Below are 13,489 nucleotides of genomic sequence, written 5' to 3'. Positions count from 1 at the left end.
CGGCGCGCTATTGCCATTTGCGTACCTACGTATGAATAAGTCTACGAGAGTATTGTTATGAATATCGATTTCATCCCGTCAGCAAAGTCATCGCCCAATGTGGCAGCATCAAACAGTGATGCAGAGTTAGTATCCACCGATGAAGCTACCGAAGAAAGCGGCGAAGGTTTTTTCGCCAAGTTATCCGCTTTATTTAAAGGTGAAGCTAAGAGTGAAGTTAAATCCGAGGGTGATTCTCTTGATGTGGATAATAGTGATGAGATAAATGCCGATGTCGACGTCAAAAAAGTGGCTTCCGAGCTTGATGTCGCTGAAGGCCAAGCAGTAGATGAGCTCGCGGAATTGGAAGGTGAGGCTGCTCAGTTAGATGACGTCGAAGAAAGTGATGACACCGCTGCAGCAGATATGAAAAAGGCAAATAGAGAGAATACTGAAGAGCTGAAATCCGATGCTAAAGTCGCATCACTTGATACTGAAAAAGTGATGGAGTCTGGCGACAAAATTTTGGACAAACTCAAACAAGCTAACAGTGTGTTATCTCAATCTAATCAAACTAAGCAAGACCCATCCTTGTCAGACGACGGCAAAGCCTTGCCAGATCAAACACAATTATTGGACGAACCTAAGCTAAATAAAGCGGAAACTTTGGCAGCAATGTCAGAAACACAAACTGACTCAATTGAAGAAGCTAAGGACAGTGACGTCGATGACATATTACTGAAAGCCGATTTGGCTGCTGTGGAAAATCAGGCTGAGGTTAAACAGGCGCTTGTTGATAATGAGGTCGTTGCCAAATCAGAAAATACTAAAGAAGACTTACAACAAATGGCCATGGCAGCAGCAACGTTTTTCGAAACAAAGCAGGAAACACTAAATGCAGAGTCGGTTGATGATGGCGCAGTAGAATCGAAAGAACCTGAACTGATTGATTTGGAGCGAATTAACTCTGGATTGGCGGCTAAACCAGACGAAGCGGTTGATGAATCTAGCCAAAATATCGCGAAACAAACAGAAGTGACACTCGCTGCATCTAAAGATGTATCAGCAACTCGAACGGTAAACAATGTACAAGTCGCCACACCTGGTATGGTTTCGGCAGAACAATCTAACCAGAGTCAAACAGGGAAACCTGTTTTAGAGTCAGCCACAATGAATAGTGATGTGGAAGAAATATCACTGCAAGGCAAAAGTGTGGTAGTTGAAGCAGAGGGCAGCGCTAAAGAAGCCAAGTTGGTTCGCCAGCCTCAGGTTATTCAATCAAATTTAAGTGCAGCGGTGCAAGAACGAATGGCTCCACAAGTTGGTGTTAACAGTAGTGCTCCCGTTTCATCAGAAGTAGCGCTAAATGCTACGACAGCGGCGAATGCTATGCCATCAGCCGCGGCAGCACTAGGTGGTATGTCGGTACTTGCGGGAACAGATACTAAAGCGAAGTGGTCGGCAGAGCATATTGAACAAAATGGCCTTCAGGCTCTTGAAAGCACTCGAACAGAAACTGGAAAAGAGAGTTCACTTGCTCAGCAACTTTCCTCGGTAAGTGGATTAAGCGGCCAAATGTCGTCACCACTCAATAAAATGGAAGCAATGCCAGCTCAAGTTCCTGTCATGGTTAACAAAGAAGTCGCGGCAGACCAGCTATCTGAGCGGGTTCAGATGATGTTATCTAAAAACTTAAAGAATATTGATATCCGACTTGATCCACCAGAGTTGGGTCGAATGCAAATTAGGATGAATATGAATGGTGACTCGGCAACCGTTCATTTTACGGTGGCGAATCAACACGCTAGAGATGCACTTGAAGGGGCAATGCCACGTCTACGTGACATGCTGGCACAGCAAGGTGTTCAGCTAGGTGAAACGGGTGTTCAACAGCAAAACGCTCAGCAACAGCAAGGTTACGCGTCTGGAGAAAGAGGTCAGTCTCAATCTGATTCGAATCACGGTAACGAACAGATGGCTGGAGACGAAAGTTTTCCAACTGATGTAAAACTTGATGTAAATCTTGGCGCAAAGCCTGATGGGATAAGCTACTACGCCTAAATCAATATAACTAATTATAAGAGAATAATATGGCTGACGACGAAGTTAAAGAAGAGGCTCCGAAAGGAAAAAGCAAACTGCTGATCATTATTATTGCAGTCGTTGTGTTACTTGGCGGTGGCGGTGGTGCAGCATTCTTTCTTATGGGCTCAAGTGAAGATGCTGCGGAAGGTGGCGCTGAAGCACAACAACAGGTTACACAAGAGCCTGCTGATCCGGTGCAATATGTAAGTATTCCGCAACCCTTTGTTTTTAATGTGACAGGGGATAAGCGAGATCGTTTAGTACAGATAAAAATTCAATTGATGGTTCGAGGTTCTGAGAATGATGAGCTCGCTCGTTATCATACGCCTCTTATAGAAAGCTCCTTGTTGTCGACTTTTGCGTCGGCGACGGTGGATCAATTGCGCAGTCCCACAGGGCGAATTGAACTGCGTGATAAGGCAACAGAAGATATACGTTCAGCGTTAAATAGAGCGGTAGGAAATCCCGTTATTGAACGGGTGTTGTTTACCGATTTCGTAATGCAATAGTAGGTGTAGAGTGACCGATTTATTAAGCCAAGACGAAATTGATGCACTGCTGCATGGTGTCGATTCTGTAGAGGAAGATGAGGAACAAGAAGCTGGTGCTCAGGAAAGCACGAGCAGTTCGTTTGACTTCTCGTCACAGGATCGCATTGTGCGTGGTCGTATGCCAACGCTGGAATTGATTAACGAGCGTTTTGCACGACACATGCGGGTGAGTTTGTTTAACATGCTCAGAAAACCAGCAGAGCTATCGATTAACGGCGTACAGATGATGAAGTTTGGTGAATACCAAAATACGCTCTACGTTCCGACAAGCTTAAATATGGTTCGACTTCGCCCTCTCAAAGGGACGGGCTTAGTGACTCTAGAAGCACGCTTAGTGTTTATCCTTGTAGAGAACTTTTTTGGCGGCGATGGCCGTTTTCACGCCCGTATCGAAGGGCGTGAATTTACACCTACAGAGAGACGTGTCGTTCAACTTTTGCTGAAAATTTTAATTTCAGACTATAAAGAAGCTTGGGCACCCGTGATGGGAACCGAACTCGAATACCTCGACTCGGAAGTAAACCCTGCTATGGCCAACATTGTGGGGCCCACCGAAGTGATTGTTGTGAGTTCATTTCATATTGAAGTGGATGGTGGTGGCGGAGATTTCCATGTCGTTCTTCCATATTCAATGATCGAACCGATTCGTGAATTGCTCGATGCGGGTGTCCAGTCCGATAAGATGGAAGCGGATGTTCGTTGGAGTTCTGCACTACGTGAAGAAATTATGGATGTACCGGTTAATTTTCGCATCGATCTTGCAGAAAAAGAACTGTCATTACGCGATCTTATGGAATTACAAACCGATGATATTATTCCGATAAATATGCCTGAGCATGCGTTGATGTATATTGAAGATTTACCCACATTTCGCGTTAAGTTAGGTCGTTCTAAAGATAAAGTCGCGGTGAAAGTATCAGAGAAAATTCAGCGTCCTGAAGTGGTTAAAAGTGATTTGTCGTTTTTAAGCGAAAATATCTTAACGGATCTTGAGAATGAAGATGCACCTGAAGAATAAACAATTTTTAATGGAAGTAGGTAAATAACTATGTCTGAATCTGAAGACCAAAAGCTAGCGGATGAATGGGCAGCAGCGCTGAGTGAAGATCCTAATGCCTCCTCAGACATCGATGTCGATGAAATCTTGGCTGCGCCATTAGATGAGTTGGAAGATACCTCTCCAGCCATCTCGCAAGATGAAATGCGTAAGCTAGATACCATCTTGGATATTCCTGTGACCATTTCAATGGAAGTGGGACGCTCAAAAATCAATATTCGTAATTTATTGCAACTTAACCAAGGTTCAGTCGTAGAGCTTGATCGTATTGCGGGAGAGTCACTGGATGTTCTCGTTAATGGAACACTTATCGCCCATGGTGAAGTGGTCGTGGTCAACGATAAGTTTGGTATTCGATTAACCGATGTCATTAGTCAAACTGAGCGTATTAAAAAACTCAGGTAATCAAAAACTAGGGTAACGTTCATGAAATGGATGATCATAGGGCTATTACCGCTACCGGCGATGGCAGCGTCTACAGCGCCACAATTTGATATTGCGGCAAGCTTTGGGGCGTTGATTTTAGTCATTGTCTTTATTTTGTTTTTGGCTTGGATGCTTAAAAAAATGCGCTTGCCAATGCTTGGTGCTCAAAGTGACTTGAGTGTTGTTCGTCAGTTGCCGGTTGGAACCAAAGAGAGAGTTATGGTAATCCAAGCCGGTGAAGAGCAATTTTTAGTCGGTGTGACGACGCAATCAATTCAACTAATTTCTAAGTTAGAGACACCTATTTCAACGACAAAAGAGAAAGGTGATGCGCCCAAGTCCTCTTTCGCCCAGCAACTGAATCAGGTGATTAAACGCCATGATAAGTAATCAGAGTTATTCGAATTTGTTTGGAAAGCATTGGCTTGAAGCTAACGTACTGGTCATAACTAAAGCATTAGTACTTATGCTCCTTCTTACGACAATGGTTATGGCCGCTGACGACCCAACGTCGGCTGTATCGGTTGTTGATAATGCAATTAGTCAATCAACCACCTCGACATCGAATACAGTGCTAGGTCTGGGGAATCAAGGCATTCCTGCTTTGACGATGACGACAAATCCGAATGGTGGGGAAGATTACTCCATTAATTTGCAGATTTTAGCTTTGATGACTGTGATGGGCTTTTTGCCTGCCATGGTGATTTTAATGACGTCGTTTACTCGAATCATTATCGTGATGTCTATTTTACGTCAAGCTATGGGATTACAGCAGACGCCTTCAAATCAAATTATCATCGGTATCTCACTTTTCCTTACTTTTTTTATCATGTCGCCAGTATTGAATGAAATAAACGATAAGTCGGTTCAACCTTACTTAAATGAACAAATCTCGGCTCGTGAGGCATTTGATACTGCTCAAGGGCCAATTAGAACTTTTATGCTTAAGCAAACACGAATGAAAGATCTAGAGAGCTTTGTGGAAATTGCAGGCGTTGAAGTGGATGACCCGAATAATGTTCCATTATCAATTTTAATTCCTTCATTTGTCACTTCTGAGCTAAAAACCGCCTTCCAAATTGGCTTTATGCTTTTCTTGCCATTTTTGGTTATTGACTTAGTTGTCGCATCGATATTGATGGCGATGGGTATGATGATGCTTTCGCCAATGATCGTGTCCTTACCTTTTAAATTGATGTTGTTTGTCTTGGTTGATGGGTGGAATTTGATTCTTTCGACACTGGCGGGCAGTTTTGCGCTTTAGGGGAGTATATCTATGACACCTGAAATGTTTGTTGAGCTGTTTCGAGATGCCTTATGGATCGTTTTAATAATGGTGTGTGCGGTTATCATTCCGAGTCTTCTAATCGGTTTGGTTGTAGCAATTTTTCAAGCGGCAACCTCGATAAACGAACAAACACTGAGTTTTCTTCCTCGTCTAATTGTTACCTTGTTGACCTTAATGGCCTTTGCGCATTGGATGTCTCAGATGCTAATGGACTTCTTTTTTTCTATGATTGAGCGTATGCCTCAAGTACTGTACTGACTGAGGCAGACATGGAGTATCCGACTCACATTATACTTGATTGGATGGCTAACTTCTTTTGGCCGTTTACGCGTATCTCAACAATGCTGATGGTGATGACGGTAACTGGTGCTCGTTTTGTCCCTACTCGTGTCAGATTCTATCTTTCTCTCGTAATTACGTTCGCTGTCATGTCAGTTATTCCTCCAGTCCCGACCGATATAGAGCTCTTTTCCATCCAAGGTTATCTAACGACGTTTGAACAGCTGACCATTGGAATCGGCATTGGGATCGTGACTCAGTTTATTCTCCAAACGTTTGTGATGTTAGGGCAAATTATTGGTATGCAGTCGAGCTTAGGTTTTGCGTCGATGGTCGATCCTGCGAATGGTCAAAATACCCCCGTACTTGGTCAGTTTTTTATGTTTCTTGCGACGATGTTTTTTTTGGCAACAGATGGTCATTTAAAACTCATTCATATGGTGGTTCTTAGTTTCAAGACTTTGCCGATTGGCACTGGTGGGCTGCGTAGCGTGGATTATCGTGAATTAGCATTATGGTTTGGGACCATTTTTAAAGTTGCATTAACGTTATCACTATCCGGCATTATAGCCCTACTTACGGTTAACCTATCGTTTGGTGTTATGACTCGTGCTGCGCCTCAGTTAAATATATTCTCATTGGGTTTCGCGTTCGCACTTATGGTTGGCTTGTTATTGTGTTGGTATATTGTCAGTGGGTTGTACAGCCAGTATGAGCCTTATTGGCTTGAAGGCGAAGCGCAAATTTGCCGACTCATTCGAACGAGTTGCTAGGAGGCTGATATGGCAGAATCAGACGGTCAAGAACGCACCGAAGACGCCACCACCCGAAGGCAGGAGCAAGCTCGGGAGAAAGGGCAGGTTGCCCGATCAAAAGAGCTTGCGTCGGTTTCGGTTTTAGTCATTGGTTCTGTTTCGCTTATGTGGTTTGGTGAGAGTTTAGCTAAAGCTTTGGCGGCAATTATGGCTAGAATGTTTAATCTGAGCCGGGCAGAGATTTATGACCATGGCCGATTGTTTGATATTACCTTGAATGGATTGGGTAATCTGATATTTCCTTTATTTCTAATTCTTATTATTTTGTTCTTGGCGGCGTTGATTGGAGCTGCTGGCGTGGGTGGTGTTCGTTTTTCTGCGGAAGCGGCGATGCCAAAAGCATCTAAGCTAAATCCACTGAGTGGCTTTAAGCGTATGTTTGGTATGCAAAGTTGGGTTGAACTACTGAAGTCTATACTGAAGGTGTCATTAGTCGCTGGAATGGCGATGTATCTGGTGAATGCTTCGAAAGTGGATCTGTTTCAATTATCGTTTGATGTTTTTCCGCAAAATATTTTTCACGCTCTCGATATTCTACTGAATTTCATATTCCTTATCAGTTGTTCATTGCTCATTGTCGTTGCCATTGATATCCCGTTTCAGATTTGGCAACACAGCAATCAATTAAAAATGACTAAGCAAGAAGTCAAAGACGAATATAAAGAAACCGAAGGTAAGCCGGAAGTAAAAGGGCGCATTCGGATGTTGCAACGAGAAGCTGCGCAACGTCGAATGATGGCGGATGTCCCCCAAGCCGATGTTATCGTCACCAACCCGGAACACTTTTCGGTGGCATTGCGCTATAAACAAGACTCAGACAAAGCCCCCATTGTCGTAGCTAAAGGTATTGATCATATGGCAATGAAGATTCGAGAAGTGGCTCGAGAACATGACATTGCTATTATCGCAGCTCCACCTTTAGCTCGGGCGCTGTATCATACAACCGAGCTAGAGCAAGAGATTCCCGATGGATTGTTTGTCGCGGTAGCGCAAGTTCTCGCTTATGTATTCCAATTAAAACAATATCGTCGACGTGGCGGTCAGCGCCCTGTTCTTGATGAGGCGGCAATGAATATTCCGAGCGATATGAATTATTAATGTGATGAACGATTAACACTTTGAATAATTAACGCTCAGGAATTGAGAGTAAAACCAATAATGCTCCCGCACCACCATATTCAAGGGGGGCTTGGTGATAAGCCATAACATCCGGGTGTTGGGCAAGCCATATAGGTACTTTTTGCTTTAGTATATGTTTACCAATGCCATGTTGAACACAGGCACAAGCGACACTTTCCTTAACACAGTACGCCAGCATTGCTGCCAACTCCCTTTTGGCCTCTTTTTGCGTCATTCCATGCATATCCAAAAATACATCGGGAACATACACACCGCGGCGTAACCGTTTAACTTCAAACTTAGACACATCACTGCGAGCATAACGAGTAGGTCCATCGCTATTGAGTAGTGGAACGAATTCATCAGAGAAGTAGAAACCACTATTCGTCGCTTCTTTCTCAAATTTACGTTTTTCGGTTTGTTTGATGCTTCGGCTTGGCGGTTGGATTATGGTATCCTGTCGCAACTTTTTTACGCCTTGTACTGCATCTTTAAACAGAGAAAAATCATCGTCGTCTAAGTCGTTATCTTTATTGCTCATGGCTTAGGAGTTCGTGTTGATTGAGATAATGGGTCGTATTGTAGCGCTTTTTGGAGATAATTTTGGATAAGATTTTTGAGGAAGAGGCCGTTTCCGAACTGGTTACCCTTCAAGACATGATTCGTTGGGCAATGAGTCGATTTAACGCTGCGCAGCTTTTTTATGGTCATGGGACCGATAATGCCTGGGATGAGGCGGTACAACTGATTTTGCCGTCACTATACCTTCCGATTGATACCCCACCACATATGATGAACGCTCGACTTACGACAAGTGAACGAGCCAAACTCGTTGAATTGGTCGTTCGTCGTATCAATGAGCGCACTCCCGTGGCTTATCTCACCAATAAAGCGTGGTTTTGTGGCTTAGAGTTTTTCATTGACGAACGAGTATTGGTGCCGAGATCACCGATCGGTGAACTGATTCAAGCAGAGTTTCAACCTTGGCTAGTCGAGGAACCGCAACGAATCCTAGATCTATGTACCGGAAGTGGCTGTATTGCTATTGCTTGCGCACACGCCTTTCCTGATGCAGAGGTCGATGCTGTCGATATTTCATCTGATGCCCTGCATGTGGCTGAAATCAATGTTCAGGAGCACGGTCTCGAACATCAAGTATTCCCAATGCAGTCCGATGGATTTAAATCGCTTGCACAAGATCACTATAACCTGATTGTGACCAACCCTCCTTATGTTGATCAAGAAGATATGGACTCGTTGCCTGTTGAGTTCGAACATGAGCCTGTTATTGGACTAGCCTCTGGGCCTGATGGATTGGATTTGGTACGTCGAATTTTAGCTAATGCGCCTAACTACCTCAGTGAAAAAGGAATATTGGTGTGTGAAGTGGGGAACTCGATGGTTCATATGATGGAACAATACCCAGACGTACCGTTTACATGGATAGAGTTTGAGAATGGTGGTCACGGCGTATTTATGATTACCAGAGATCAGTTGGTGGAATGCGCGGCGCTTTTCTCTGCGTATTTGGATTAACTTGTATCGACGATAGGTTCTCTTTTTTATAGATGAATCCTATTGGAAAAGTCCGGTGAGAGGCTTTACATCTCACCCCAATAACGCCACTATGTGGCCAAGAATTTTAGCGTAAACTTGAAGGCATACTTGAAGTGCTGGAACTAAGGTAGAGGATTTCATGGCAGGAAATAGCATCGGACAACACTTCCGAGTCACTACGTTCGGGGAAAGTCACGGCATTGCATTAGGCTGTGTGGTGGATGGATGTCCTCCAGATTTGGAAATTTCTGAGTCTGATTTGCAGGTAGATTTGGATCGTCGACGCCCCGGAACATCCCGTTATACGACTCAACGTCGTGAAGCGGATGAAGTGAAAATTCTTTCAGGTGTGTTTGAAGGAAAAACCACTGGTACGTCTATCGGTCTATTGATTGAGAATACCGATCAGCGTTCAAAAGATTATTCAGATATCAAAGATAAATTTCGTCCAGGTCATGCCGATTATACTTACCATCAGAAATATGGTGTGAGAGATTATCGTGGTGGTGGTCGTTCATCTGCTCGTGAAACCGCGATGCGAGTGGCGGCAGGCGCGATCGCTAAAAAGTATCTCAAAGATCAGTTTGGCGTAGAAATCAGAGCATACTTGGCTCAAATGGGTGATGTCTCTATCGATAAAGTCGATTGGGATGAAATCGAAAATAATGCATTTTTCTGTCCAGATGTCGACAAAGTTGACCAATTTGATCAGCTAATACGTGATCTTAAAAAAGATGGCGATTCTATTGGCGCAAAAATTCAAGTGGTTGCGACCAATGTCCCTGTTGGGCTTGGAGAGCCGGTGTTTGACCGAATTGATGCCGATATTGCCCATGCTTTAATGAGTATTAATGCGGTAAAAGGGGTTGAAATTGGCGATGGTTTTGGTGTTGTTGAACAACGAGGTAGCCAACACCGTGATGCTTTGTCACCGCAAGGATTTGAGTCTAATCATGCTGGTGGTGTTTTGGGCGGTATTTCAACGGGGCAAGATATTGTCGCAAACATTGCGCTTAAGCCTACGTCATCGATTACGGTTCCAGGCGATACCATTGATAAATCTGGGCAAGCAACTCAGCTTATTACTAAAGGACGTCATGATCCATGTGTCGGGATTCGAGCAGTTCCGATTGCTGAAGCGATGCTAGCCATTGTGGTTATGGATCACCTCTTGCGTCATCGTGGTCAAAACTACAATGTCGTGACGGAAACACCAAAAATTTAATTGGTTTGGACGCTCAAGTCGTAAGTTGCTATACAAAACCCTCCACCGAGGGTTTTATTTTGTTTGAGTAATGGCATGAAACATCAGTATCAAGACTTAATCACTCTATTTAATCGTACGTTTTCTCTTAGTTATAACACTCGGTTAGAACTTGGCAGTGATGAACCAATCTATCGCCCAGCGGATTCAGATTGCAATTACCATCGAATTATTTTTGCTCGAGGGTTTTATGCCTCTGCGCTTCATGAGGTAGCTCATTGGTGCGTTGCAGGTCCAGAGCGTCGTTTGCTGGAAGATTTTGGGTATTGGTATGAACCCGATGGACGAAACGAAGAAACCCAAGCTCGATTCGAGAAAGTGGAAATTCGTCCACAGGCTTATGAATGGATACTTTCCGTGAGTGCTGGTTTTCCATTTAATGTGAGTTGCGACAATTTAAATGGTGAATTTGAACCTAATCGAATGCAATTTATGCAGCTTGTTCATCAAGAGGTGATGAAGATATTTGAGCTGGGGATCCCTGAAAGAGTGGCGAGTCTATCGAACGTGCTTCGAGATTTTTATCAAACTCCTGAGTTAAAGCCAGAACTGTTTATCGTGAAATAACGAGAGTATTTATGATTATTGAATTTGAAGAAAAATTACTAGAATTGATCGATGCACGAATTGAAACGGCATCTGATGATGAATTATTCGCAGGTGGTTACTTGCGCGGTCATGTATCACTTTCTGCCGCTAGCTGCGAAGAAGAAGGTATTGATGATGTTGCTGAGCTAAAGCAACGGATTATTGCCAGTTTGGAGGAAGCTCGTTCTGAGTTATCTCCGGCTGATCGACTTATTGTGCAAGGCGTATGGGACGATCTGGTTGCGCAAGTTAAATAGTGCCGTCGGGATATGATATTCTCGATATAAGCTAGAATTTTAGTAAAACATCAAATTAACGAGGCCCTACTTAAGCGCCTCGTTTTTTATTGAAATGCTTACACTGCTTTTCCTTTGAGAAGCTTTCTGACCCACATGCGGCTTGGGTGAAGTTTTTCTAATATGTCGACAGGGAGTGGCAAAGGATCGTTACATATTATTGATGCGAGCAATTCGCCAAGCAGCGGTGCAGAGCTTAGTCCTCGTGAACCTAATCCTAAGAAGGCGTATAGGTTAGGGTAGTGATGAACTTCATCAATCGGTGACCCTTTAAAGCCGCTAGAAGCCTTATATTGATGTCGAATAATGTCCAACTCACCGATATTACCGACAAATGGAAGGTGATCCCGACTGACACAACGCACCCCTTGACGTGACAACCCATCCTCCACATTTACTTCTTTAGGCCAGTTTTGGTCGTTGACGCAGTTGATCAGTTTTTGTTTGTTTATCCGCTGAGCATCGGGATCGAAGTCATTGTTAAGCTGGCTCCGGTCGTAACTCGCACCAATGCAATGGTGGCCATTATTGGGGTTAATAGGTGTCATGTAGCCGTCATAGCAAAGCACGTTGTTCAGTTGTTTGAGGGCATCAGTGGTGGGAATATGGCTAACTTGGCCTTTTACTTTCCCGAGTGGTAGTTTGCTGCTTGGTGACAATTGATCGAATAAGTGACCATTAGCGATAACAACGGTTTGATGAGTGAAGTGCTGATCACCCGATGTTAATAACCAATGTTTTTCGCTATCGTCCCAGGTAATCTCATTAATTTCACAGTTAAAATGTGTGGTGAGCTTTTGATTCTGGGTTAACCTACTAATCAGCTGCTCAGTTAATTGTGCAGGGCAAAGCCAGCCACCTAATGGGTAGTGAATACTGGGGCTTGATACCGGGACACCTAACGACAAGCACGTTTGTCCTGACGTAAAACGTGTGACTAACTCAGAAGGAAATTGACCATCACCTAATCGTTGAAGCTTTCTCGTTGATTTTTCATCCCACATTAACTGCGTAACACCACACCAATCATGGTCGAACTTTAGTGATTGAGCGGCGTGATTAATAAATTGCCGAGAGTAAATAAAAGCAGAAGTAAAGAAGCGAGAAATGGCGTCATGCGAATGATTGATCAGTGGATAGATTGCCCCTTGACGATTTCCTGATGCGCCTTGAGCGGGTTGAGCATCTTTACAATAAAGGGTTACAGAGATACCTCTATCTGAGAGTGCTTTCGCTAAGCTGGCACTGGCAATACCTCCGCCGATAATCGCCACATCTTGAAGGTTAGAAACCGGAGGCATCGCATAGCAAGGTGAAATATTGGTATAAGGCGTTTTAACTTGCATTGAGCCTGCGAGCATGTCTCGTTTGGTGCCAAAGCCCTTTACTTTCTTCATTTCGAAACCAGCTTCGATTAAGCCACGTCGCACAAACCCAGCAGCAGTAAAGGTAGCGCAGCTGCATTGATACTTTGCTAGTTGTGCCATACCGTTGAAGAGCTCTTGGCTCCACATATCGGGATTTTTACTTGGTGCAAATCCATCGAGAAACCACGCGTCAATAATACCCGTTTTAGGGGTTGGAACCTTAGGCATGCACTCTTTGATATCCCCAAACCAGAGATCGAGAGTCACCATGCCATCGGCAAGTACGATACGATGGCATTCTGGAGCAGCAATAGGGTAGTGCTGTTGTAATTGCTCTGCATAATGTGCCAATTCTGGCCAAGCTTGGTGCGCTTTAACTAGGTCTGACTTATCGAGCGGGAATTTTTCAAAACTTATAAAATGGAGTGATTGAAGTGGTGCGTCAGGGTGCTGTTGACGAAATTGCTCAAACCATTGCCATGTGGCCAAAAAATTAAGACCAGTGCCAAATCCGGTTTCACCGATCACAAAGCGTTTTTCATCGGCTTCAAGCCAACGCTGAGGAAGTTGATTTTGGCGTAGAAATACGTAGCGAGTCTCTTCTAGCCCATTGACATTAGAGAAATAAACATCGTCGAATTGTTCAGAGACAGGCGTTCCTGAGTCGTTCCAATCGAGGTGAGCATGAGTAATTTTGGTCATAATTCGCAAATCTTTATTGAAAAACACATTATTGTAACCGAATTGTACGAATTTCTTGGAAAGCTGACCACTTTTGTTATCCTTGTTCGTTATTATCTAGCTGAATGTTGATTTAT

15 protein-coding genes are annotated in these 13,489 nt (G+C 43.8%); 13 read left to right on the top strand and 2 right to left on the bottom strand.

Annotated elements, in window-relative coordinates:
• The first annotated feature begins 57 nt into the window (after positions 1-57).
• Genes ACXJY6_RS05755 through flhB form a run of 9 tightly spaced genes read left to right on the top strand, consistent with a single transcriptional unit; the run spans position 58 to position 7,578 of the window.
• A complete protein-coding gene (locus ACXJY6_RS05755) occupies positions 58-2,040 on the top strand; it encodes a flagellar hook-length control protein FliK (RefSeq protein WP_458767675.1) in 1,983 nt (660 codons plus the stop codon).
• A 29-nt stretch (positions 2,041-2,069) separates the two neighbouring features.
• On the top strand, positions 2,070-2,573 hold the full coding sequence (fliL, locus tag ACXJY6_RS05750) for a flagellar basal body-associated protein FliL (RefSeq protein WP_456050847.1): 504 nt from the start codon (positions 2,070-2,072) through the stop codon (positions 2,571-2,573).
• A 10-nt stretch (positions 2,574-2,583) separates the two neighbouring features.
• Positions 2,584-3,633 carry a flagellar motor switch protein FliM gene (gene fliM / locus ACXJY6_RS05745; protein ID WP_456050848.1) on the top strand — a complete coding sequence of 350 codons (1,050 nt, stop codon included), beginning with the start codon at positions 2,584-2,586 and terminating at the stop codon, positions 3,631-3,633.
• Between the two features lie 30 nt (positions 3,634-3,663).
• Positions 3,664-4,077 (top strand): flagellar motor switch protein FliN, encoded by a 414-nt coding sequence (gene fliN / locus ACXJY6_RS05740; protein ID WP_456050849.1) that lies wholly within the window; start codon positions 3,664-3,666, stop codon positions 4,075-4,077.
• 21 nt (positions 4,078-4,098) lie between these two features.
• A complete protein-coding gene (gene fliO / locus ACXJY6_RS05735; protein ID WP_456050850.1) occupies positions 4,099-4,488 on the top strand; it encodes a flagellar biosynthetic protein FliO in 390 nt (129 codons plus the stop codon).
• Complete coding sequence (fliP, locus tag ACXJY6_RS05730; protein WP_456050851.1) at positions 4,478-5,362, top strand: flagellar type III secretion system pore protein FliP; 885 nt, start codon at positions 4,478-4,480, stop codon at positions 5,360-5,362. Before fliO ends, fliP begins: the two co-directional genes overlap by 11 nt.
• A gap of 12 nt (positions 5,363-5,374) precedes the next feature.
• Positions 5,375-5,644: a flagellar biosynthesis protein FliQ gene (gene fliQ, locus ACXJY6_RS05725; protein ID WP_456050852.1), complete on the top strand. Its 270-nt coding sequence runs from the start codon at positions 5,375-5,377 to the stop codon at positions 5,642-5,644.
• A gap of 11 nt (positions 5,645-5,655) precedes the next feature.
• Positions 5,656-6,438 (top strand): flagellar biosynthetic protein FliR, encoded by a 783-nt coding sequence (gene fliR, locus ACXJY6_RS05720; protein ID WP_458767674.1) that lies wholly within the window; start codon positions 5,656-5,658, stop codon positions 6,436-6,438.
• 9 nt (positions 6,439-6,447) lie between these two features.
• Complete coding sequence (gene flhB / locus ACXJY6_RS05715) at positions 6,448-7,578, top strand: flagellar biosynthesis protein FlhB (RefSeq protein WP_458767673.1); 1,131 nt, start codon at positions 6,448-6,450, stop codon at positions 7,576-7,578.
• Between the two features lie 28 nt (positions 7,579-7,606).
• On the opposite strand, the gene smrB is transcribed toward flhB, so the two are convergent.
• Positions 7,607-8,140, bottom strand: coding sequence for an endonuclease SmrB (gene smrB, locus ACXJY6_RS05710; RefSeq protein WP_458767672.1), 534 nt, complete (start codon positions 8,138-8,140; stop codon positions 7,607-7,609).
• Positions 8,141-8,202: 62 nt separating this feature from the next.
• On the opposite strand from smrB, the gene prmB reads away from it, so the two are divergent.
• The 4 genes from prmB to ACXJY6_RS05690 all read left to right on the top strand — a co-directional run bounded on the left by prmB (position 8,203) and on the right by ACXJY6_RS05690 (position 11,265).
• Positions 8,203-9,135: a 50S ribosomal protein L3 N(5)-glutamine methyltransferase gene (prmB, locus tag ACXJY6_RS05705; protein WP_458767671.1), complete on the top strand. Its 933-nt coding sequence runs from the start codon at positions 8,203-8,205 to the stop codon at positions 9,133-9,135.
• Between the two features lie 160 nt (positions 9,136-9,295).
• Positions 9,296-10,381 carry a chorismate synthase gene (aroC, locus tag ACXJY6_RS05700; protein WP_458767670.1) on the top strand — a complete coding sequence of 362 codons (1,086 nt, stop codon included), beginning with the start codon at positions 9,296-9,298 and terminating at the stop codon, positions 10,379-10,381.
• Positions 10,382-10,456: 75 nt separating this feature from the next.
• The gene (locus ACXJY6_RS05695; RefSeq protein WP_456050858.1) at positions 10,457-10,987 is read left to right on the top strand and encodes an elongation factor P hydroxylase; all 531 of its coding nucleotides are present in this window, start codon (positions 10,457-10,459) and stop codon (positions 10,985-10,987) included.
• Positions 10,988-10,998: 11 nt separating this feature from the next.
• Complete coding sequence (locus ACXJY6_RS05690) at positions 10,999-11,265, top strand: YfcL family protein (protein ID WP_456050859.1); 267 nt, start codon at positions 10,999-11,001, stop codon at positions 11,263-11,265.
• A 98-nt stretch (positions 11,266-11,363) separates the two neighbouring features.
• Here ACXJY6_RS05690 and mnmC read toward each other — a convergent pair whose 3' ends face one another.
• Entirely contained in the window at positions 11,364-13,373 is a 2,010-nt protein-coding gene (gene mnmC, locus ACXJY6_RS05685) for a bifunctional tRNA (5-methylaminomethyl-2-thiouridine)(34)-methyltransferase MnmC2/FAD-dependent 5-carboxymethylaminomethyl-2-thiouridine(34) oxidoreductase MnmC1 (protein ID WP_458767669.1), read from the bottom strand.
• Positions 13,374-13,489: the final 116 nt, after the last annotated feature.

The sequence above is a fragment of the Vibrio phycocola genome (genome assembly GCF_054404255.1).
This window is presented reverse-complemented; position numbering and strand designations above follow the sequence as displayed.

Excerpts from the sequence above, each read along its gene's own strand:
- ACXJY6_RS05755 (WP_458767675.1), top strand. The coding sequence starts at position 58 with ATGAATATCGATTTCATCCCGTCAGCAAAGTCATCGCCCAATGTGGCA.
- fliL (WP_456050847.1), top strand. The coding sequence starts at position 2,070 with ATGGCTGACGACGAAGTTAAAGAAGAGGCTCCGAAAGGAAAAAGCAAA.
- fliN (WP_456050849.1), top strand. The coding sequence starts at position 3,664 with ATGTCTGAATCTGAAGACCAAAAGCTAGCGGATGAATGGGCAGCAGCG.
- fliO (WP_456050850.1), top strand. The coding sequence starts at position 4,099 with ATGAAATGGATGATCATAGGGCTATTACCGCTACCGGCGATGGCAGCG.
- fliP (WP_456050851.1), top strand. The coding sequence starts at position 4,478 with ATGATAAGTAATCAGAGTTATTCGAATTTGTTTGGAAAGCATTGGCTT.
- fliQ (WP_456050852.1), top strand. The coding sequence starts at position 5,375 with ATGACACCTGAAATGTTTGTTGAGCTGTTTCGAGATGCCTTATGGATC.
- fliR (WP_458767674.1), top strand. The coding sequence starts at position 5,656 with ATGGAGTATCCGACTCACATTATACTTGATTGGATGGCTAACTTCTTT.
- flhB (WP_458767673.1), top strand. The coding sequence starts at position 6,448 with ATGGCAGAATCAGACGGTCAAGAACGCACCGAAGACGCCACCACCCGA.
- smrB (WP_458767672.1), bottom strand. The coding sequence starts at position 8,140 with ATGAGCAATAAAGATAACGACTTAGACGACGATGATTTTTCTCTGTTT.
- aroC (WP_458767670.1), top strand. The coding sequence starts at position 9,296 with ATGGCAGGAAATAGCATCGGACAACACTTCCGAGTCACTACGTTCGGG.
- ACXJY6_RS05695 (WP_456050858.1), top strand. The coding sequence starts at position 10,457 with ATGAAACATCAGTATCAAGACTTAATCACTCTATTTAATCGTACGTTT.
- ACXJY6_RS05690 (WP_456050859.1), top strand. The coding sequence starts at position 10,999 with ATGATTATTGAATTTGAAGAAAAATTACTAGAATTGATCGATGCACGA.
- mnmC (WP_458767669.1), bottom strand. The coding sequence starts at position 13,373 with ATGACCAAAATTACTCATGCTCACCTCGATTGGAACGACTCAGGAACG.